The 21,746-nt window shown below is 36.2% G+C and carries 13 protein-coding genes and 1 other RNA gene; 3 read left to right on the forward strand and 11 right to left on the reverse strand.

Annotated features, from left to right (window positions below; genetic code table 11):
- Positions 1-4: 4 nt before the first annotated feature.
- From A9G25_RS07320 to A9G25_RS07330, 3 genes are all read right to left on the reverse strand, one after another.
- Positions 5-523: an endonuclease V gene (locus A9G25_RS07320; protein WP_065626378.1), complete on the reverse strand. Its 519-nt coding sequence runs from the start codon at positions 521-523 to the stop codon at positions 5-7.
- A gap of 641 nt (positions 524-1,164) precedes the next feature.
- A complete protein-coding gene (locus A9G25_RS07325) occupies positions 1,165-2,535 on the reverse strand; it encodes a DUF3999 family protein (protein ID WP_065626379.1) in 1,371 nt (456 codons plus the stop codon).
- Positions 2,536-2,664: 129 nt separating this feature from the next.
- A complete protein-coding gene (locus A9G25_RS07330) occupies positions 2,665-5,640 on the reverse strand; it encodes a DUF2339 domain-containing protein (RefSeq protein ID WP_081297185.1) in 2,976 nt (991 codons plus the stop codon).
- 374 nt (positions 5,641-6,014) lie between these two features.
- On the opposite strand from A9G25_RS07330, the gene A9G25_RS07335 reads away from it, so the two are divergent.
- Together A9G25_RS07335 and purL are read left to right on the forward strand one after the other, a co-directional pair.
- On the forward strand, positions 6,015-6,980 hold the full coding sequence (locus tag A9G25_RS07335; RefSeq protein ID WP_065626381.1) for an IS30 family transposase: 966 nt from the start codon (positions 6,015-6,017) through the stop codon (positions 6,978-6,980).
- Between the two features lie 351 nt (positions 6,981-7,331).
- Positions 7,332-11,234 (forward strand): phosphoribosylformylglycinamidine synthase, encoded by a 3,903-nt coding sequence (gene purL, locus A9G25_RS07340; protein WP_065626382.1) that lies wholly within the window; start codon positions 7,332-7,334, stop codon positions 11,232-11,234.
- A 55-nt stretch (positions 11,235-11,289) separates the two neighbouring features.
- On the opposite strand, the gene A9G25_RS07345 is transcribed toward purL, so the two are convergent.
- Positions 11,290-12,375: a 3-deoxy-7-phosphoheptulonate synthase gene (locus tag A9G25_RS07345; protein ID WP_065626383.1), complete on the reverse strand. Its 1,086-nt coding sequence runs from the start codon at positions 12,373-12,375 to the stop codon at positions 11,290-11,292.
- Positions 12,376-13,309: 934 nt separating this feature from the next.
- On the opposite strand from A9G25_RS07345, the gene ssrA reads away from it, so the two are divergent.
- Positions 13,310-13,674, forward strand: a transfer-messenger RNA (tmRNA) gene (ssrA, locus tag A9G25_RS07350).
- A gap of 624 nt (positions 13,675-14,298) precedes the next feature.
- Here ssrA and A9G25_RS07355 read toward each other — a convergent pair.
- The 7 genes from A9G25_RS07355 to A9G25_RS07385 form a co-directional block, all read right to left on the reverse strand.
- On the reverse strand, positions 14,299-15,261 hold the full coding sequence (locus tag A9G25_RS07355) for an aldo/keto reductase (protein WP_065626384.1): 963 nt from the start codon (positions 15,259-15,261) through the stop codon (positions 14,299-14,301).
- A gap of 299 nt (positions 15,262-15,560) precedes the next feature.
- Positions 15,561-16,745: an elongation factor Tu gene (gene tuf, locus A9G25_RS07360; RefSeq protein WP_065626385.1), complete on the reverse strand. Its 1,185-nt coding sequence runs from the start codon at positions 16,743-16,745 to the stop codon at positions 15,561-15,563.
- Between the two features lie 68 nt (positions 16,746-16,813).
- Positions 16,814-18,916: an elongation factor G gene (fusA, locus tag A9G25_RS07365; protein ID WP_065626386.1), complete on the reverse strand. Its 2,103-nt coding sequence runs from the start codon at positions 18,914-18,916 to the stop codon at positions 16,814-16,816.
- 113 nt (positions 18,917-19,029) lie between these two features.
- Positions 19,030-19,500, reverse strand: coding sequence for a 30S ribosomal protein S7 (gene rpsG, locus A9G25_RS07370; protein WP_065626387.1), 471 nt, complete (start codon positions 19,498-19,500; stop codon positions 19,030-19,032).
- A gap of 99 nt (positions 19,501-19,599) precedes the next feature.
- Positions 19,600-19,974 carry a 30S ribosomal protein S12 gene (gene rpsL, locus A9G25_RS07375; RefSeq protein WP_034883792.1) on the reverse strand — a complete coding sequence of 125 codons (375 nt, stop codon included), beginning with the start codon at positions 19,972-19,974 and terminating at the stop codon, positions 19,600-19,602.
- Between the two features lie 299 nt (positions 19,975-20,273).
- On the reverse strand, positions 20,274-21,110 hold the full coding sequence (locus tag A9G25_RS07380; RefSeq protein ID WP_065626388.1) for a dimethyl sulfoxide reductase anchor subunit family protein: 837 nt from the start codon (positions 21,108-21,110) through the stop codon (positions 20,274-20,276).
- Positions 21,111-21,115: 5 nt separating this feature from the next.
- Positions 21,116-21,730: a DMSO/selenate family reductase complex B subunit gene (locus A9G25_RS07385; protein WP_065626389.1), complete on the reverse strand. Its 615-nt coding sequence runs from the start codon at positions 21,728-21,730 to the stop codon at positions 21,116-21,118.
- Positions 21,731-21,746 lie beyond the last annotated feature (16 nt).

Raw genomic sequence — 21,746 nt, forward strand, 5'->3', positions numbered from 1 at the left:
TGGCTTATTCCTCATGTTTAAACAATTTTGTTTGCTGATCTAAAAAACTTAGTAAATCAGGTATACGGTATTTGCCCGTCATTAATTTGATGTTTGTTGCTGCTTCTTCTAATGGGGTACCGATTGCCGTAACATATAATGGATGTTTACTTTGACCACGCATCACTTCAATCAAATATTGGCTATTTCCAGCAAACATTTTTTTAGCAACGCCAATAATAGGTACTACTTTGTTTAAAGCATTATAAAGATAGCCACCTAAACCCATCTGTCCTTCTGCTAAGTACACATATCCGTCAATAACAATGGTTGAAATAGTTGATAAATCAATTTTATTTAATAGTGACATAATGCAAGGTAGCTCGCGGCGATAAAACTGACCAGACTGGTAAGGGGCAACATTATTCTGATAATCAGTAATCACCGCATTGATATCTGACTTTGTATCCGTCCAATGTTCAAACAAAATACCGACGGTTTTTGCCTGGTTCTCCATATAGTAAACATCAATTGCAAGTATCATTTATAGCTGTTTCCTTTTATTAAATATTTAATTACATTTGTATTCATTATGTAGCTTATCCATAGCTTCGAACATTATTTTTCAACATTAGTGGTATCGTTTTTTCCAAATCCACTTCTTTGACATATCGTTCCATAAGCATCTTTAAACTTAACAATAATTATTCTAGTCATTTTAGGTGATAAGATTACGGTATGGTGCATTCGATTCTAAATCTAAAGGCATAATTCTAGCCCTGAATTTTCTAGTTCAATGTGATAAGAAAAAAAGTTCATCAATAATAGGACCTGCTTTAATATGTATTTTAGCATTATAAGGTTTGCTTAATGTAGCATTGGGCAAGTTTTGATGTGAAATTTCAATTTTTTGTCTATTACAGCAACTAACAAAGAAGATAACTAAAAGTATGTTAGTTATTAGACTTAATTGATAAGGTGATTTTTTTATATAATTATACTTTAGCCATGCCCACCTTTCTGTTAGTTAGCGCTGTCTAATATTAGGGCGAAGTCCAAAACCTTTTATTGTCACTATCAGCTTTCCTCATTAAGAATTATCAACATTTAAATGTAGTACACTCAATAGAGTAAATTTCTATTAAGTGCTTTTTTCTAGTAATTTTTATATTTTTGCCTTCTTTTTTATGACTTTTTAACTTCGTTAAGTAATTTTAATGCAATAATAATTAATATAATAGCGCCAATAACTAAGCTAACCCAAATTAACCATTTAGGTAAGATTGAATCTCTTATCGGATCAGTATTTACTTGGGATAATACTTTTTGACCTGCTAGTTTAATATTTTCACCAATGAAGGCTTGTGGCACATCAACTATAGATATTGAATCTGAAAGTAGTTCTTTTTCACTTAACGATGCAGACGTTGCTTTTGCTGATCCCCAGGCTAAAATGAAGGGGCCATTATTGGCGCTATTAAATACAATACTCATGCGATTGCGGTAAGCTGTTAGTTGTGGTGCTTCATCAAAGCTTGCGTTGATGGCTTTAATTTTTAATTGTTTAATAATTAATCCTGCACTGATATGTTGGCTATGATCATTGCTATCTATGTTTCGAATAATATAATCATCAAGTTTATGCCATGTTTTATCTTTGTCATCGGTTTTATAATAAATGCTAGTAGGTAAAACCATACGTGGGTTTTGTAGCTTAATTGATAACTCTCTAACTGGTTGAGGTGATGGTAACTGATAAGTTGCTTCTTGACCATCTGATGATGTTAGTTCGAAGTTAATTGGGAAAAGAGCTAATTTTGGTGTTTCTTTTTTTGAAGTAAATTCAATTTTTTTGACGTTAGGAACAGTGGATTGCTCTGACTTTAATAATAAAATCCAATAGCGTGCTTTGTAATTAGTGTTTGTTGGTATATCAATTGTATTTACTCTAAGTGATTGATTACTATTGTTATCAGTCAAAGACATTATTGGAACATTATTGAGTGCAGTTTGCCAATTACTTAAATCTTGGCTATAAAGCAATTTAGCGGTTGCTTGCCAATTTTGATTTTCAGCTACATCAAAATCAATGGATAAACGGCTGATGGCTTGTTCTAACTTAACATCTTCGGGAATTTGCAATAAATACCTTGCGTTATAGCCACCTTGGCTATTTGCTTTATCGAGATAGATTTGAACATCTTTATTGTTGAGATTGATATTATACTGTTCAATCGCCATTTTGTTTTGATCTTCTTCTTCGTTTTGATTTAACGCGTAAATAGCTACTGGAAAAGTTTGATTATTATCACTTTGCTGATAAACATTGACTAATGCATAAGGTAAAGGCTGACCTTTTTGGTTAAAAATGCGAATATCATCTAATGAACTTGATAATGTATGTGTATACACATCATGAGTCAGTTCTATTCGGCTATACATGCTAGTATCGTTGGAGATATTAATCATGGCACCATAGGCATACTGGTTAGTTTTGTCTATCGCTTGGCTAAATCCGCTTATTAATAACAGAGTACTCAATAAAAATTTTTTCATAATTTATTTATCCATAATAATCAATGACATTAACAAATTTTCATTTATTGTTATATTAAACTGAATCATATTATCAGAATGATTTCTTAAAACGTCATTGTTAAACTTAAACCTATTTTTATAATGTGTTTATTGATTAGTATCATCATTTTTTAACTTAGGTGGTAATGGTGCTAGATACCCAATTAACAGCATTAATAACGCAACACCAATAAAGGCAAATGCACGAAGTAATCCATCAAGCTCACGGATATCTACAAATATTAATTTAATAATAACGATCACTTGAATAAATTCACCGCTATACCATATTTTCCGAAGTGAATAACGGTGTCCAATAGTCACCAAGATTACTGCAGTTAACATCCAAAGTAATGATGCAGTCATTTGGACAATATTATTGTGCCATAAAGAATTAGCTGTCCAAGATATGTCAAATATTTGGCTTAAGCAGCGTAAAACGATACTGTTTCCCCAGAAAAAGGTTAAAACAATTAAAGGTACTAGAACCATATTAGGTAATGGTATTTTAAAGCTTGCAAGGTTCATTATCCTGCTATTTAGTTGTAAATGGTTTATTGCAAGTTTTAACCAAACGCTAAACATCATTAAAGCAAAGATTGCACTTTCTTCAAGTGGATTAATGATAGGAAAATAATTCCAATAAATGATTTGACCACTCATACTAAGCCCAACTATTAAATAAAATCCTAAATAGATAACAACAGGTAATAAACCTATCATCCAATAAGATTTAATTAATGATGTTGTGGTCATAATTTGGCGTTTAATCAGTATATAAAATAGTAGAATAATGCTGCTAGCAATAGTTGCTGTTACACTCCATTTTATTACTTCGTATCCCCATGGTAATTGGTTAAGTAAATGAGTAAATTCTCGTGTTATCCAGTATAAAATCATCCAAAATAAACTGATGTGTAATATATCAAATAAACGATAGGTATTTTGTTTATTTATTTTAAAACTACGATTTACAATACTGTTTGTGATAAGTATTTTTTCAGTATGTAAATAATAGTAAGCACTAACAAAGGCTATGACCCAAACCACGCTCCAAATGCCGGAGTTTAATAAATAGCAGGATTCGGCATAACTTTTAAATAAAGCTAGTAATATCATTAGCCATAAGGTTAACCCAGAATAACAGAGTTGATGCCAATTGATTTTTTTTCCAACGATATACCATAGCCATGAAGAAAAAGTGAAGCATAATAAAATTGGTAATACTTTTGAGGTTGTATTGTTAATATGTAAATGAACACTTGATAAAATCCATATTACCCAAAATACAACAGCAACAGCGATAAACATCGTTTTAAGTAAATTATTTGTATTAATTCTACGATCATAGCAATGCCATAAACAGGCATTCACTAGCAAAATGACACTTATAATACCAAGTAGTAGTGTAAGTGAGCTCGGATTTAATTGTTCATATTCGAAAGATATACAAGCGGAAACAATACCAAATAATGTAATTGCGACTCCTAATAAAGCAGTGCGATAATGTTTTTGCGAAAGCATAATCCAACTTAATGCTGTTCCTTCAAATAACCAAATTGTGGCAGTCCAATTGGCACTAAAGGCAAGTGGAATAGCCAACGTACTAAATGATAGACCAATGGCCAAGCCATAAAGCGAGATTTTTTTTGCTGAAGATTTCAATAAGCGCAGAATGAAATAAGAGCCAAAAATATAAAATAGACCAAATGCCAATGATGAAAATGCAGGTCCGAATTCCCACTGATTGGTAATAGAATATTGTAATGCAAAACCGGATAGCGGTGTGCCAAATAGTAAAATTAAATCAATAGCATTTTGATTATGTTCTTTATTAAAACTTCGAACTGAGAATAAAACAGCTAAAATACCATAAATTAACATATTGGCGATGATAAATATTTGGCATTCAATGTAAAACTCAGGACGGAAATTACTCATTCCCCATAGTAGAGATATTACAAAGGTGAATAAAAATCCTAATAAATTAAGTATTCGCCAAGACTGCCAGATACTAACAACTAAAATAGCACTAGAAATCATCAAATAATAACTAAATAAAGCAATATGATTGCCTGAACCATTGGATAGTAAAATCGGTGTCACATAACCGCCGATACTGGCTATAATTGCTAGACTCATAGCTCTTTGAAAAATGGAAAATAAAATGCTTGTTGAGCAAATGATTAACAAAATAGCAAACGTAATTAACATAGGTACAAGTTCGTATAACCTATAGGCGGCAAATATGGTCAGATATAAAATAGCAAAGGCACCGCCTTGTAGTATTAAGGCGTAGATTTCTCGTTTATGTCTTAATTTCCAACCGATTCCTAACAAAACAAAACCTAATACTAAGGTTCCTAAGATCCTGAACTCAGGTGAAATATAATCATGTTCAATACTGTATTTAAATAGATAGGTTAGACCTAAAAATAAGATCACAATAGCAATTTTGGCAATTACATTGCCTTTAATTAACCAATTAAAAAAAATAAATAACGGATTGGGTTCAGTATTTGTAACTGGTCTGTATTGTGGGTTAAATGGATCTGTTGTTTGTGATGCAGTTTCATCAAGATTGATTTTTTCTTGTTCTGGAGTTTCTATCGCCAGAGATTCGCTAGCTAATGTTGGTAACTCTTCTTCCTGACTGAGTTCTTGATATTGAGAATCGGGTTGTTCTACTGTTACTGAATCAAGTTGCATATTTTCTTGTAACAGGGCGGGTTCATTTTGCTCATTAAGTTGCAAAAGTCCATTGTTTAAATGGTTATTATTAGCTGCATAAGGTAAAGAAATTTCGGTTAGAGGCTCTATTTGAACTGCAATATCCTCTTTTTCATCTGAATTTTCTGAATAATTAATTGGCTCAGACGTCGCTTCCTGAATTAAATTGGAATTTTCTTCTAACTTAGCCGAGCTATTTTGCTGATAAAGTTTTTCTTTGAGTGATAAAAGGGTTTCTTGTACCTCTGTTAACTGAATTCTTAACCGGACAATTTGATCTTTCAAACTAGAAAGATTAATAAATGCCACTATAATCATTACAATCGAGAAGAAGAAATAAAAAAGAAATTCCATTCTAATTTTTCCTTATATATTTTATTTCATGATCACTTATTTGTTTTTATAGTTAATTAAATAATTAGTATTTTTCTGATGAATAGTAAATCAGTAATCAATAAATCAATATTTTTGAATAAACTATCATTAGAGCAACTTGCTAACAAGTTATTTTTTATTTAAAAGTTTAGTAAATTGAAATTTATTTGCTAAACTTTAAAAGTTAAAGGAAAAATAAAAGCTCTAGCACTAAATATAAATATTTTATAACTGCTTGATTTTAATAAAAAATTGATTAAAACATGAAGTGCAATTTTAAACACGGTGGAGTGAAGAAAGTAGAAAGGCGATTTATACTAGCACCTTCGCACCACCACAGTTTGGAGATTGCTATGTATTATAATCACCTTTCTAGGAAGGAAAGATACCAGATTTTCGTATTATTACAAGCCGGAAAGAATAAAAAAGAGATAGCCCAGCTACTCAATAGACATCCTTCGACAATAAGTCGAGAGATAAAAAGAAACTCAAAACCTAATCAAACCTATCAAGCACATGAGGCGGTGACACTCGCTCGGAAAAGGCGAAAAAACAGCGGTAATGGTAAGCCAATAGAGTCTTCAGTATGGCGTCAAGTTGAAAAATACCTCATGCTTTATTACAGCCCAGAGCAGATTGCTGCACGTTTAAAGAAAGTCAGCGTCCAATCAATCTATAACTACCTTTATCAAAATAAAACGCGCTATGAACAATTCAAGCCTTATCTAAGGCGAAAAGGCAAAGCTTATCGGCATTGCAAGGCACCGAGTATTAAAGAAGGAGACCGCCGATATAAACGGTCAATTAAACAACGTCCAAGTTATGTAGAAAGTCGGAAAACGCAAGGACATTGGGAGGGCGATACCATAATTAGCCGTAAAGATAAGCAAGCATTGTTGACGTTAGTTGAGCGCAAAACTGGACTCGTACTCATTGGACGCCTTAATCAACGCACCGCCTCCGAAACGAAAGATATGATAATAAAATTGCTAACGCCGTTTAAAAAGATGGTTAAAAGCATCACCTTTGATAATGGGATGGAATTTAATTATCATCATGCGATTGAGCATTATTTAAATACTATCGTATACTTTGCGGAGCCTTATAAAAGCTGGCAAAGAGGTACAAATGAAAACACCAATGGCTTAATACGTCAGTTTATACCAAAGTCAGCGGCCATTTCATTAGTTGACGACGAACAGATAAAGAAAATACAATATCTATTGAACACACGCCCAAGAAAACGGCATAAGTTTAAAAGCCCTGCTGCTTTTTATTCTAAGGAGTTAAGACGAATTGCACTTCATTGTGTAATCTAGAGTACTCAAATAAAAACTTAAATAAAATCAATTTTATATACGAATGATTTTAGAGTGAAAAACATTTTATAACACAGCAAGGTTAATATACCTGCTTTATTCCTGTATCAAAATATCCTAATCCCTCACACTTAATTCATTTCACTTACCAAATAGTTTCTAATTTCAGGCAAAAAAAACAGTCAATTAGACTATTGATTTTAATCTGTTTTTTGAGTTACTTTTTTAGTTAAAAAACAGAATTTTTATCTATCTCTTGATTAACTGTATTTAATATAGCCACATCATTCTCTTTCTTTTATAATATTGTTCTATTTTCCCCCTATTTTTGGCTTAAAAAGAGTAATTTTTATGAAAATTTTAGCTGGCTGCTCTGCGTTATCTGCATTTCGTATTAGTAAAATCTTATCTACTTGCTGTGAAAAATCCATTCCTGTTATTAATATTGAAGCCCAATACCTGCATTTTGTTGATTTGGCAGGCGATTTGACGGCTGAACAACAGTTAACGTTAGATAAATTATTACAATACGGTCCAGAAAGTGCACAAATCAATGTCAACCAAACAGCTAGCAAACAACTCTTTTTAGTGACACCAAGAGCGGGAACGATTTCGCCTTGGTCATCAAAAGCAACCGATATTGCGCATAATTGTGGCTTGTCACAGGTTCGCCGTATTGAGCGAGGAATTGCTTATTATGTGCAAGTGAGTTCGGTATTAACCGATTGCCAAAAAAACGATTTTTTATCCTTAATTCACGATCGCATGATGGAAGCGGTCTTTAGCCATGTTGAGCAAGCCAAGCAGTTATTTCATGTTGAATCACCTGCGCCAGTGACAACTATTGATTTATTAGGTCAAGGTCGTGCGGCATTAGACGAGGCTAATCTTAAATTAGGTTTGGCGTTAGCATCTGATGAGATTGATTATTTAGTTGAGAACTTTAAAAAACTAAATCGTAATCCTATTGATATTGAGCTTTATATGTTTGCACAAGCTAATTCTGAGCATTGTCGTCACAAGATTTTTAATGCCGATTGGGTTATTGATGGGGTAAAGCAGCCTAAATCACTGTTTAAGATGATCAAAAATACTTTTGAACATACTCCTGATTATGTTTCGTCCGCTTATAAAGATAATGCCGCAGTGATGGACGGTTCAATCGTTGGGCGCTTTTTTGCGGATAATGAGAATAAAGCATACTGCTATCATCAAGAATATGCAGATATTTTAATGAAAGTTGAAACACATAATCATCCAACAGCTATATCACCTTGGCCGGGTGCGGCAACGGGGAGTGGTGGTGAAATTCGTGATGAAGGGGCAACTGGTCGAGGTGCTAAACCTAAAGCGGGCTTAGTTGGGTTTTCAGTTTCTAATTTGCGTATTCCTAATTTTGAACAACCTTGGGAGCAAAATTTTGGTAAGCCTGATCGCATTGTGAGCGCCTTTGATATTATGATGGATGGCCCTTTAGGTGGTGCGGCGTTTAATAATGAATTTGGTCGTCCGGCTTTGTTAGGGTATTTCCGTACTTATGAAGAAAAGGTTAATAGCCATAATGGCGAGGAGCTTCGAGGTTATCATAAACCGATTATGTTAGCTGGTGGTATGGGCAATATTCGCCGTGAACATATTCAAAAAGGTGAGTTTCCTGCTGGCTCGAAGCTGATTGTGTTAGGTGGCCCTGCAATGAATATTGGTTTAGGCGGTGGGGCGGCTTCGTCTATGGCGTCGGGTCAGTCTGATGCCGATTTGGATTTTGCTTCTGTTCAGCGTGATAACCCTGAAATGGAGCGCCGTTGTCAGGAAGTTATTGATCGTTGTTGGCAACTTGGTGAAGATAATCCTATCTTATTTATTCATGATGTTGGTGCTGGCGGTTTGTCTAATGCGATGCCTGAGCTTGTTAGCGATGGTGGCTGTGGTGGGCAATTTGAGTTACGAAAAATACTCAACGATGAACCGGGAATGTCACCGCTAGAAATTTGGTGTAACGAATCACAAGAACGTTATGTGCTTGCCATCCACCCCGATAAATTGGCGCTATTTGATGCGCTTTGCCAGCGTGAGCGTGCACCTTATGCGGTGATTGGTGAGGCAACCGCCAATAAAGCGGTTATCTTGCATGATGAGCATTTTAATAATAATCCTATCGATCTGCCATTAGATGTGCTACTTGGTAAAACGCCTAAAATGCAACGTGATGTTAAAACCCACCAAGCGCACGGTGATAGTTTTTCAACCTCTGATATTAATTTATATGATGCAGTTAAGCGAGTTTTACATTTGCCAACGGTTGCCGAAAAGACTTTTTTAATTACCATTGGCGATCGTTCAGTGACGGGTATGGTAGCTCGTGATCAAATGGTCGGACCTTGGCAAGTGCCGGTTGCTGATTGTGCTGTGACTACTGCAAGTTTGGATAGTTATTATGGTGAGGCTATGTCAATCGGTGAGCGTGCGCCAGTTGCGTTACTTAATTTTGCCGCATCAGCAAGGCTTGCAGTTGGTGAGGCAATTACTAATATTGCCGCAACCAATATTGGTAATATCAAACGGATTAAGCTTTCAGCTAACTGGATGGCGGCGGCAGGGCATCCGGGCGAAGATGCTGGTCTTTATGAGGCCGTTAAAGCTATTGGTGAAGAGTTATGCCCAGCTTTAGGACTTGCTATTCCTGTTGGTAAAGATTCGATGTCCATGAAAACGACATGGCAACAAGATGGTGAGCAAAAAACTATGACTTCGCCATTATCATTGGTGATTTCGGCATTTGCGCGTGTTGAAGATGTGCGTAAAATAGTGACACCACAATTGAGTACTGATCAGGATAATACATTATTGTTGGTTGATTTATCGAAAGGTCATCAAGCACTAGGTGCCACCGCACTTGCCCAAGTGTATCGTCATTTAGGCCAAAAAACAGCGGATGTTCATGATCCTAAAGAACTACTTGCTTTTTATAATGCGATTCAGGCTTTAGTAAGCAAAAATGCTTTGCTTGCTTATCATGATCGTTCTGATGGTGGGCTGTTTGTGACATTGGCCGAAATGGCTTTTGCTGGACATTGTGGTGTTGATGTAGACATTACCTCGTTAGGTCATGATGTGATTGCTTCGTTATTTAATGAAGAATTAGGCGCGGTTATTCAAGTAGCTAATAATCGTTTAGATGATGTGATGGCTTGCTTTAAGCAGTTTGGCTTATCTCATGCGGTTCATGTTCTTGGTAATGCTAAAACTGGTCAACAAATTATTGTGCGTGATAACTCAGCTACGGTATACAGTGAATCACGCTTAACCTTGAGAACATGGTGGGCGCAAACGACATGGCAAATGCAACGTTTACGTGATAATCCTGAATGTGCTGATCAAGAACATCAAGCTAAACAAAATGAAGATGATCCAGGATTAAATGTGCACTTAACTTTTGATCTGCAAGCCGATATTGCTGCGTCTTATATTGCTAAAGGAACAAGGCCAAAAGTCGCTGTTTTACGTGAGCAAGGCGTTAACTCACACGTTGAAATGGCGGCAGCATTTGATAGAGCTGGCTTTGAAGCAATCGATGTGCATATGACAGATTTACTTTCTGGTCGAATTACACTTAGTCAATTTAGTACACTGGTTGCTTGTGGTGGCTTCTCTTATGGCGATGTTTTAGGAGCAGGTGAAGGTTGGGCTAAATCTATTTTATTTAATGAAAAAGTGCGTGATGAATTTGAACGATTCTTCCATCGCAAAGATACTTTATCGTTAGGGGTTTGTAACGGTTGTCAGATGATGTCGAATCTTAAAGATCTAATTCCGGGAGCGGATTTGTGGCCTCGTTTTGTTCGTAATTTGTCAGAACGTTTTGAAGCTCGCTTTAGTTTAGTGCAAATTCAATCAAGTCCTTCGTTGCTATTTACTGATATGGCTGGTTCGCATATGCCAATTGCTGTTTCACACGGGGAAGGGCGTGTTGAAGTGGGTAATGATGTTCATCTAAGCCGTTTAGAAGCATCAGAATTAATTGCCGTACGTTATATTGACAATTTTGGCAAAGTAACACAGCAATACCCTGCTAATCCAAATGGTTCGCCAAACGGTATTACTGCAGTGACATCTCAAGATGGGCGGGCAACTATTATGATGCCACATCCAGAACGGGTATTTAGAACGGTAACTAATTCATGGCATCCTGATAACTGGGGTGAAAATAGCCCTTGGATGAGAATATTCCGTAATGCTCGTAAGCAATTAGGTTAAATAAAAGAAAGATCGCCGACAATGGTGTCGGCGATATGTTTATTTGTTGAGTAGTTTAAGCAGTAACTGAGTGCTTTTGTCTTTCGATAAGTGGCTGTGCTAAAACGTGCTCCATTTTTCGTAATAGTGCGTCTGTTTCTTCCCAGTTAATACATGCGTCAGTCACAGATACGCCATATTTAAAGTTTTCTGGTGGTTGTTCGGAAGGCTGATTTCCTTCAAATAAGTTACTTTCAATCATTACGCCAATAATCGAATTATTGCCTTTTTCTATTTGCTCGATAATGGAATTAGCAACAATAGGTTGATTTCGATAATCTTTATTTGAATTCGCATGGCTACAGTCAACCATTAAGTTAGGTAACAATCCTGCCTTTTTCATTTGTGTTTCGCACAATGCGACATTTTCAGCATCATAATTTGGTGTTTTACCGCCACGCAAAATAACATGGCCGTGTGGATTACCTGTTGTTTGTAAAACCGTTACTTGTCCTTGTTGGTTAATTCCTACAAAACGATGAGGCATAGAGGCTGATTTCATGGCATTAATTGCAACATCTAAACTGCCATCAGTTCCATTTTTAAAACCAACAGGCATTGAAAGCCCCGAGGCCATTTCTCGATGCGTTTGTGATTCAGTAGTTCTTGCCCCAATTGCAGACCAACTAATTAAATCGCCAATATATTGTGGTGTGTTGGGATCTAGTGCTTCAGTTGCGATAGGCAAGCCAATTTTAGTAATATCAAGCAGTAATTTACGAGCTTTTTTTAGTCCATGCTCAATATCAAATGAGCTATCCATGTGAGGATCGTTAATCATACCTTTCCAACCAACAGTGGTTCTTGGTTTTTCAAAATAAACACGCATGACGATAAATAAGTGATTCTTAACTTCGTCTGATAGTTTTTTTAATTTATGCGAATACTCAATTGCTGCAACAGGATCATGAATAGAGCAAGGACCACATACAATAAGTAAGCGGTGATCACGTCGATCTAAAATATCCACAACAGTTTGGCGTGATAAGGCAATTTGTTTTTCTAAATCATGAGAAAGAGGGTAAAGCTGTTTGATTTCTTCAGGTGTGATTAACATATGTTCGTCTCGGATTCGAACATTATTTAAAGCATCTTTTAACATTTTATTTTCCTTGTTAAAATCATTTATATTTTCATATGTAAAATAATAATTACACAGACGGTTGTTATGTAAACACAAAATTACATAATAGTAAATGGAATTTTTATTATTTACCCAATCATAATTTGTTTATGATTGTTATTTAATTATAAATTTAGTTTAAAAAGTTAGTGTAATGCCAACCCAAGTTAATATCGTAATAAAATATTTACATTTCAATGGCAAATTTTTAATAGCTATTTTTATGAAATGAACGACATATTATTCTGCTGATGATAAGGCATTATTTGGGCTATGTATATTTATTGGAAGATTTAATGATTACTTTGATATTAAGAGATATAGTTGAAAAATATTTACGCTGGGTTTTCCGAAATGTTTTTATCGTATCCGAAAATTTGCCCATAAATGGAATCATAAACGTGTTTATCGGGTATATTGTGAGCTAAAATTTAACCCCATAATAAACCGTATTCGACTACGAACATCAGAAAAATTTTTGCTTTCCAACAATTCTGATCATTGATTTTATGAGTGATCATATATTCACAAAAGAAAAATTAGTTTTAATGAAGCCTTCGGCAATACTTATTAACGATGCCCGTGAAAAATTGTTGATCAACCAGTGCTGTTTGAAGTACTAAAAATAAAACGAGCAAAGTTGCAGGACTAGATGCATTTGAAGTTGAGCCACTACCTACCAATTCCCCTTTTACGACAAACATTTATAATGTTTTATTATCACCTCAACTCAGCTCTGCAATGGCTGAAATGCGATATGTGAAGGCAAAAATGTGCTGTTGATAATATCACGCAGCATTAAAAGATGAAAAATTCGCCGATAACTAGACCAACCTTGAATCTGGATAACTTGTATTCCATTTTGAATTCACCTATAATGCCCTAATATTGTTTTTAGTTACAATTCACAATTGGGGCTGATTCTGGATTCGACGGGATTTGCGAAACCCAAGGTGCATGCCGAGGTGCGGTAGGCCTCGTAAATAAACCGCAAAAAAATAGTCGCAAACGACGAAAACTACGCACTAGCAGCTTAATAACCTGTATAGAGCCTTCTCTCCCTAGCCTCCGCTCGTAGGACGGGGATAAAGAGGAGTCAAACCCAAACGAGATCGTGTGGAAGCCTTGCTTGGGGTGGAAGCATTAAACTTAATCAAGCTAGTCTATCAGTAGCGTGTTTGTTCGCAGCGGGTAGATGAAATTCAAAAACAAACTACGCATGTAGTGCCGAGGATGTAGAGATTTCGGACGCGGGTTCAACTCCCGCCAGCTCCACCACCATACTGTTCATTAAAATTCACCAACCATCATTAATTCATTATAATTCAAATGCTTTATAGTGTTTTTTATGTCAATGAGCATTATGTTAATTCAGTAATAATATTCCTGCATTTTTATGCTTTTGGCTAACTGTGCTTCCATTTGTCTCAATTTTTGTTTGTCTATTTTATATCTACCTTGCTTTTACTCATTAGAGTTGTTCAAAATAGGCAAATACATAAATTTATTTGTGGGGTTTGTCGAGATCATCAAAATAATGAAAAGAAGACTGAATTACTTAAAAAGAGGGACTAAATTCTAAAAAAGGTTACTTTTTACTCTGCCAGTTAGAAGTAACAAAGTACGGGTTTATCAAAAAACAAGACGAATTCTAAACAATGGCTATTTATGTTATTTTTTGGGTTTTGATTGTGGTTATTTTTAAATGCTTGCTTCATACGTTAAAAAGAGAATAGGTATATCCTCTTTTATTGTTGGAATAAAACTAATTAGCTGTGTCAGAAAACTTAACTACTACATTAGGGAGGGCAAAAATTCCCTCCCAAAAAATCATACTGCTATTTATTTCAACAAATGGCTAAAAAGTTTGCTAACTTCTTCGTAATCATCTTATTTCACAAATTAAAGCGCCCCAACAACACGATGTGGTATGTATTGCTCTTCTAAATATTCAATATCTTCCTCCGATAAAGATACTTTAAGTGATCCAACAGCATCATCGAGATAATTGGTTTTAGTTGCACCAATAATTGGTGAAGTGATTCCCTTAGCAAATTGCCAAGCTAATACTATTTGTGCCATGGTTACTTCATATTTTTGTGCAAGTTCATTAACCCTTTGTACAATGCTGGTATCGGCTTTTTGAGTGCTGTCATATTTAGACTTGGCGACTTGGTCGGTTTGGCTACGTAAGGTGTCGGCTTGCCACTCTAAACGAGCAAGTCTGCCTGCGGCCAAAGGGCTATAGGGTGTTAAAGAGACATTATATTGTTGGCAGATAGGAATAAGCTCACGTTCGTCTTCACGATATAGTAAATTGTAGTGATTTTGCATCGAAACAAAAGGTGTCCGGCCATTTTGTTTGGCGGCAAGTTGCATGTTATGAAATTGGTACCCATACATAGCCGATGCTCCTAACGCACGGACTTTTCCTGCTTTGACTAGGTTGTGTAGTGCTTGCATTGTTTCTTCAATTGGTGTTGTGTAGTCAAAGCGGTGGATAATGTATAAATCGACATAGTCAGTGCCAAGTCGTTTAAGCGACTCATCGATTTCCCTTTCAATTGCGGTTTTTGATAGGTGTCCTTCGTTAAAATAGACTTTTGTTGCTAAGACGACTTTGTCACGGGCGATATTTTTTTTGATGGCTCGACCTAAATACTCTTCGCTAGTTCCTGCTGAATAAGTATTTGCGGTATCAATAAAATTAATGCCTAAATCGAGTGCATGTTTAATGATGGCTTCGCTTTCATCAGCATTAAGGGTCCATGCGTGCATTTTGCTAGCTGGGTCACCAAAACTCATACAGCCTAAACAAAAACGAGATACTTGAATATCAGAATTACCAAGTTGTACATATTCCATAAAACCCTCTCTTTTTTAGAAATTGGTTGAGTAAATGCAACATTTTCATTGTAATACACACTATTTATGGTGCTATTTTAATTGTTGTATTATTTAAGATAAATGCGATATTGCTTTATAGTATCATGAATTAAATTCACAAATAATAAACTTATGCCTAGTTTTAGGGATAAAAGGAAAATATTAAATGGTGATTATGTTGATAATGGTTATGGGGAAAGTGGATTTTATGTGACAGATTTTTTAGTAATAAAATAAAAAAGGTGCGTACAAGCACCTTTTTTATTGTAGCAAGCCGATTACTTGATAACCCTAGCAACAACACCCGCACCAACAGTACGACCACCTTCACGAATCGCAAAACGTAAACCTTCTGCCATCGCGATTGGGTGAATTAATGATACTGTCATTTTGATGTTATCACCAGGCATTACCATTTCTACGCCTTCTGGTAATTCGATAGTACCAGTTACGTCAGTTGTACGGAAGTAGAACTGTGGACGGTAACCTTTGAAGAATGGAGTATGACGACCACCTTCATCTTTGCTTAAGATATACACTTCTGATTCGAAATCTGTATGTGGAGTGATTGAACCAGGTTTTGCAAGTACTTGACCACGTTCGATTTCTTCACGTTTTGTACCACGAAGTAATACACCAACGTTTTCACCCGCACGACCTTCGTCAAGTAATTTACGGAACATTTCAACACCAGTACAAGTTGTTTTTGTAGTTGGTTTGATACCAACGATTTCAACTTCTTCACCAACTTTGATAACACCGCGTTCAACACGACCTGTTACTACTGTACCACGTCCTGAGATTGAGAATACATCTTCGATTGGTAATAAGAATGGTTTATCAATGTCACGCTCTGGCTCTGGGATATAGCTGTCTAACGCTTCTGCTAATTCAACAATTTTGTCTTCCCACTCTGCAACGCCGTTTAACGCTTGTAATGCAGAGCCACGAATTACTGGTGTATCATCACCTGGGAAGTCGTATTGAGATAGAAGTTCACGTACTTCCATTTCAACTAATTCTAATAACTCTTCATCATCAACCATATCACATTTGTTTAAGAATACGATGATGTAAGGAACGCCTACTTGACGACCTAAAAGAATGTGTTCACGAGTTTGTGGCATAGGACCATCTGTTGCTGCTACTACTAAGATAGCACCGTCCATTTGTGCCGCACCAGTGATCATGTTTTTAACATAGTCAGCATGGCCTGGGCAGTCTACGTGGGCATAGTGACGAGTTGGTGTATCGTATTCAACGTGTGACGTGTTGATGGTGATACCACGTGCTTTTTCTTCTGGTGCATTATCGATTTGATCGAATGCACGAGCTTGACCGCCGTATTTTTTAGCAAGTACAGAAGTAATTGCAGCAGTTAAAGTTGTTTTACCGTGGTCAACGTGGCCGATTGTACCAACGTTAACGTGGGGTTTTGTACGTTCAAATTTTTCTTTAGACATCTTAATGTTCCTTTATTAAATCACTTCCCTTAAGTTATTAAGGGAAGTGTTACTTTATTTAGATAAAATTATTTTGCTTTACGAGCTTCAATAATTGCGGTTGCAATATTTGTTGGTGCTTCATTGTACTTCAAGAACTCCATTGAGTAAGAAGCACGACCTTGAGTTTGTGAACGAAGGTCTGTTGCATAACCAAACATTTCTGAAAGCGGAACTTGTGCTTTAACTGTTTTACCAGTTGCAGTATCTTCCATTCCTTCGATCATACCACGACGACGGTTTAAGTCACCGATAACATCACCCATATAATCTTCTGGAGTTTCAACTTCTACTTTCATAATCGGTTCTAAAAGCACAGGTTTAGCTTTCATGAAGCCATCTTTAAATGCCATTGAACCGGCAATTTTAAATGCCATTTCTGATGAGTCAACATCATGGTAAGAACCATCAAAGATTGTGACTTCAACATCAACAATTGGGTAACCAGCAAGAACACCGTTTTTCATTTGTTCTTGACAGCCTTTATCAACTGCTGGGATGTATTCTTTAGGAACCACACCACCAACGATTTCATTGTTGAATTTGTAGCCTTCGCCACCAGCTTCTAATGGTTTTATTTTTAACCATACATGACCGTATTGACCACGACCGCCAGACTGACGAACAAATTTACCTTCTTGTTCTACTTCATTGCGAATTGTTTCACGGTAAGCAACTTGTGGTTTACCAACATTTGCTTCCACTTTAAATTCACGTTTCATACGGTCAACGATGATTTCTAAGTGAAGTTCACCCATACCAGAAATAATAGTTTGACCAGATTCTTCATCAGTATGAACACGGAATGAAGGGTCTTCTTGTGCTAGTCGACCTAAAGCAAGGCCCATTTTTTCTTGGTCAGCTTTAGTTTTTGGTTCAACAGCAACCGAAATTACTGGTTCTGGGAATTCCATTCTTTCAAGAATAATTGGTGCGCTTTCAGCACAAAGAGTATCCCCTGTTGTGACATCTTTAAGACCAATTGCAGCAGCAATATCACCTGCGCGAACTTCTTTGATTTCTTCACGTTTGTTAGCATGCATCTGAACGATACGACCAAAACGTTCTTTCTTATCTTTTACAGAGTTAAGAACAGTATCACCAGAGTTAACAACACCAGAGTAAACACGGAAGAATGTTAAGTTACCAACAAATGGGTCTGTTGCAATTTTGAAAGCTAAAGATGAAAATGGTTCATCATCACTTGAGTGACGTTCAGCAGCTTCACCATTTGGTAATTCACCTTTGATTGCAGGTACATCAGTTGGTGCTGGTAAATATTCAATAACCGCATCAAGCATGAATTGCACGCCTTTGTTTTTAAAGGCACTACCACAAGTTACTAAAATGATTTCGTTGGCAAGTACGCGTTCGCGTAATGCTGCTTTCACTTCTTGCTCAGTTAACTCTTCACCACCAAGGTATTTTTCCATTAACTCTTCGCTTGCTTCAGCTGCAGTTTCTATTAAGAAAGAACGCCATTCTTCAACTTGGTCAACCATATCAGCTGGAACATCTTCATAAGTAAATGTTACGCCTTGATCAGCATCATTCCAGTTAATTGCTTTACGTTTAAGTAAATCAATAACACCAGTAAATCCTTCTTCAGCACCGATTGGTAAAACTAAAGGAACTGGAACTGCTGCTAAACGAGTTTTAATTTGATCAACAACACGTAAGAAGTTAGCTCCCATACGGTCCATTTTGTTGACAAATGCAATACGTGGAACTTTATATTTGTTTGCTTGGCGCCATACAGTTTCTGATTGAGGTTGCACACCGCCAACCGCACAGTAAACCATTACAGCACCATCAAGAACACGCATAGAACGTTCAACTTCGATTGTAAAGTCAACGTGCCCTGGGGTATCGATGATGTTAATACGGTGTGGTTCAAATTGTTGACCCATACCAGACCAGAAAGCTGTTGTTGCCGCAGATGTGATAGTAATACCACGTTCTTGTTCTTGTTCCATCCAGTCCATGGTAGCTGCGCCATCATGAACTTCACCAATTTTGTGACTAACGCCAGTATAAAACAAAATACGTTCAGTCGTTGTTGTTTTACCTGCGTCAATATGTGCACTGATACCGATGTTACGGTAGCGTGCTATAGGGGTTGTACGAGCCATATTAATCCTCTGTTTAGAATCGTTTGCTTAATAAAACATCATTTTGGTAACCGATAGCAAATAAGGCTAGCAGTCCTAATTCAAGTCACTTAATGCAATTATAAGTGTGAATATTACCAACGATAGTGTGCAAACGCTCTATTAGCTTCAGCCATACGATGAACATCTTCGCGTTTTTTCACCGCAGCACCTTTGTTTTCAAAAGCATCCATAAGTTCATTCGCTAGGCGTAAAGCCATTGATTTATCGCCACGTTTACGTGCAGCATCTACAATCCAACGCATTGCAAGTGCATTACGACGAACTGGACGCACCTCAACAGGAACTTGGTATGTAGAACCACCAACGCGACGCGACTTAACTTCTACAGTTGGTCTTACGTTATCTAGTGCAACTTCAAAAGCTGCTAAGTGGTCTTTTCCACTACGCTCAGCTAATTTATCAAGAGCTGAATATACGATTGATTCTGCGATAGATTTTTTACCATCTATCATTAAAATATTTACAAATTTCGCCAGTAACTCTGAACCGAACTTCGGATCAGGAAGAATTTTTCTTTGACCGACAACATGACGACGTGGCATTGGAATACTCCGTTTATATGTTATAAATTTTCAGGTTTACCCAAAACTCAAATGAGTTAAATGGAATTATATAGTTTGGCCTTACTTAACGGAGTTCCATTAAGCTTTAGGTCGTTTAACACCGTATTTAGAACGGCTTTGTTTGCGATCTTTAACACCTGCGCAGTCTAATGCACCGCGAACAGTGTGGTAACGAACACCTGGTAAGTCTTTAACACGACCACCACGGATTAAAATTACACTATGTTCTTGTAGATTGTGACCTTCACCACCGATATAAGAAGTAACTTCAAAACCGTTAGTTAAACGTACACGACATACTTTACGTAATGCTGAGTTTGGTTTTTTCGGTGTAGTTGTGTAAACACGAGTACAAACACCGCGTTTTTGCGGGCATGCTTCAAGGGCAGGAACGTTGCTTTTTGCTTCCTTTAGTGCTCTTGGTTTGCGTACCAGCTGATTAATTGTTGCCATTAATAAGCTCCTGATTAATTAAAATAAATTTAAAATTGCTTTTTAGATACGTAATTAATAACTGTAAGCCAAAACCTATGTATATAAGTTTTGGGTCGCAAGATTTTAGACCCCAGGGGAGATAATGTCAAGTTTTTGCCATCAATAAGTGATTGATCTTGGTATTAATTATTTATAGAAGATAGTCGTTATTTTTATAGAAAGACACTAGTATCTGTTTATTTTTTGTTAAAAGAGCAACAGTCCCTATTGCATAGTGCGTTTTTATTGTTATTAAAAACATTAAAATGTTATTAATTTTACATTTGAATAGTCCATAAATTATAAAACGCAATTCTTCCACATAACTCGGCAACTAAAACAATAATAAAAGCAACAGAGTAAATTATTGTTGATTGCTTAGATCTATAAATATTTACAATAACCAAAACAAGTGCGAGTACTAATAATAGGCATTGAATTAACATCCAACTATATTGTTTTGAGATAAGTTCAGGTGATACTGAGGTCATTAAATTAATATAAGGAATCTTTAATAACAGAATCAATATTACACCAATAAAAAAAGCAATTATGCCAATTCGATATATCCCAAAAACTATTGCAACAATGCCTCCTAACACTAGCATAGAGGTATACATCTGAATGGCTGTGTAATAGGTATTCCACGTTTTAACCGTTGGTAGCATATAAGTAAGAGCAATCATCCAAACAAAAATTAAGCTAAAAAAGATCAACAATAAAGATAATATTTTAGAAAAATTGGGGATTTGATATATACGTTGACAAAGTGAGTTGACCAATAGCCATTTTTTACCATCATTATGATAAAAAAAATAAGTTAGTAATACACATACTAATGTTATTCCAAACAAGAGACCAAAGGAAAAAATCTCATTGCTCATCGGCGAACGACCAATACCCCAAATAACATTAAGAGCCCGAAAAGGATGACCTAAATGTAGCGAAGCAATAAGCATTGCAACAGCCATTACAATCAGAGCCGCCATATTCATTTTATTTATCTTAATTGAACTGTATGAATAATGGCTTAAAGATGATATGCCACCAATCAACACCATCCCTGCAGCTAATTGACCGAGTACCGTGAAAAACACCAATGGTAATTCGTGCATATAACTTATACCTCCTCAGGATTAAGTACTTTACCCACGGTATCGCCAGACGCTTTGGCATGTGCATGTGGTTTTATCACAATATTAGGTTTAGTAAGCTGTGAACTTGGTAATGGTGCAATATTGCATTCATCACCATAGCGGTAACGCAGTTTTTCTATTTCGTCAAAATCTAACGCACGCTGAGGGCAAGATTCAACGCATACTGGTTTTAAACCTTTAGCCACACGTTCATAACAGCCATCACATTTTGACATGACCTTTTTTTGATGATCATATTGCGGTGCTCCATAAGGACAACGCATTTCGCAATATCGACAACCAATACAAACATCTTGATTAACAACCACTAAACCATCTTGCTTTCGTTTATGCATCGCACCTGTTGGGCAACCTTTTACACAGGCTGGTTCTTCACAGTGATTACACGAGATAGATAAATAATAGGTAAAGGTATCGTTTTGCCACATACCATCAACCTGCTGCCAAGTACCTCCACCATATTCATAAACACGGCGAAAATGAACACCTAAAGCATTGTCTTTCTCGTCTTTACAACTGAGTTGGCAGGTTTTGCAACCAGTACATTTTGATGAATCAATATAAAATCCATATTGCATTTTTATTATCCGCTCT

It is taken from the genome of Gilliamella sp. Bif1-4, assembly GCF_001690535.1.
Lineage (GTDB): Bacteria > Pseudomonadota > Gammaproteobacteria > Enterobacterales > Orbaceae > Gilliamella > Gilliamella bombi.

Excerpts from the sequence above, each read along its gene's own strand:
- A9G25_RS07320 (WP_065626378.1), bottom strand. The coding sequence starts at position 523 with ATGATACTTGCAATTGATGTTTACTATATGGAGAACCAGGCAAAAACC.
- A9G25_RS07325 (WP_065626379.1), bottom strand. The coding sequence starts at position 2,535 with ATGAAAAAATTTTTATTGAGTACTCTGTTATTAATAAGCGGATTTAGC.
- A9G25_RS07330 (WP_081297185.1), bottom strand. The coding sequence starts at position 5,640 with ATGGAATTTCTTTTTTATTTCTTCTTCTCGATTGTAATGATTATAGTG.
- A9G25_RS07335 (WP_065626381.1), top strand. The coding sequence starts at position 6,015 with ATGTATTATAATCACCTTTCTAGGAAGGAAAGATACCAGATTTTCGTA.
- purL (WP_065626382.1), top strand. The coding sequence starts at position 7,332 with ATGAAAATTTTAGCTGGCTGCTCTGCGTTATCTGCATTTCGTATTAGT.
- A9G25_RS07345 (WP_065626383.1), bottom strand. The coding sequence starts at position 12,375 with ATGTTAAAAGATGCTTTAAATAATGTTCGAATCCGAGACGAACATATG.
- A9G25_RS07355 (WP_065626384.1), bottom strand. The coding sequence starts at position 15,261 with ATGGAATATGTACAACTTGGTAATTCTGATATTCAAGTATCTCGTTTT.
- tuf (WP_065626385.1), bottom strand. The coding sequence starts at position 16,745 with ATGTCTAAAGAAAAATTTGAACGTACAAAACCCCACGTTAACGTTGGT.
- fusA (WP_065626386.1), bottom strand. The coding sequence starts at position 18,916 with ATGGCTCGTACAACCCCTATAGCACGCTACCGTAACATCGGTATCAGT.
- rpsG (WP_065626387.1), bottom strand. The coding sequence starts at position 19,500 with ATGCCACGTCGTCATGTTGTCGGTCAAAGAAAAATTCTTCCTGATCCG.
- rpsL (WP_034883792.1), bottom strand. The coding sequence starts at position 19,974 with ATGGCAACAATTAATCAGCTGGTACGCAAACCAAGAGCACTAAAGGAA.
- A9G25_RS07380 (WP_065626388.1), bottom strand. The coding sequence starts at position 21,110 with ATGCACGAATTACCATTGGTGTTTTTCACGGTACTCGGTCAATTAGCT.
- A9G25_RS07385 (WP_065626389.1), bottom strand. The coding sequence starts at position 21,730 with ATGCAATATGGATTTTATATTGATTCATCAAAATGTACTGGTTGCAAA.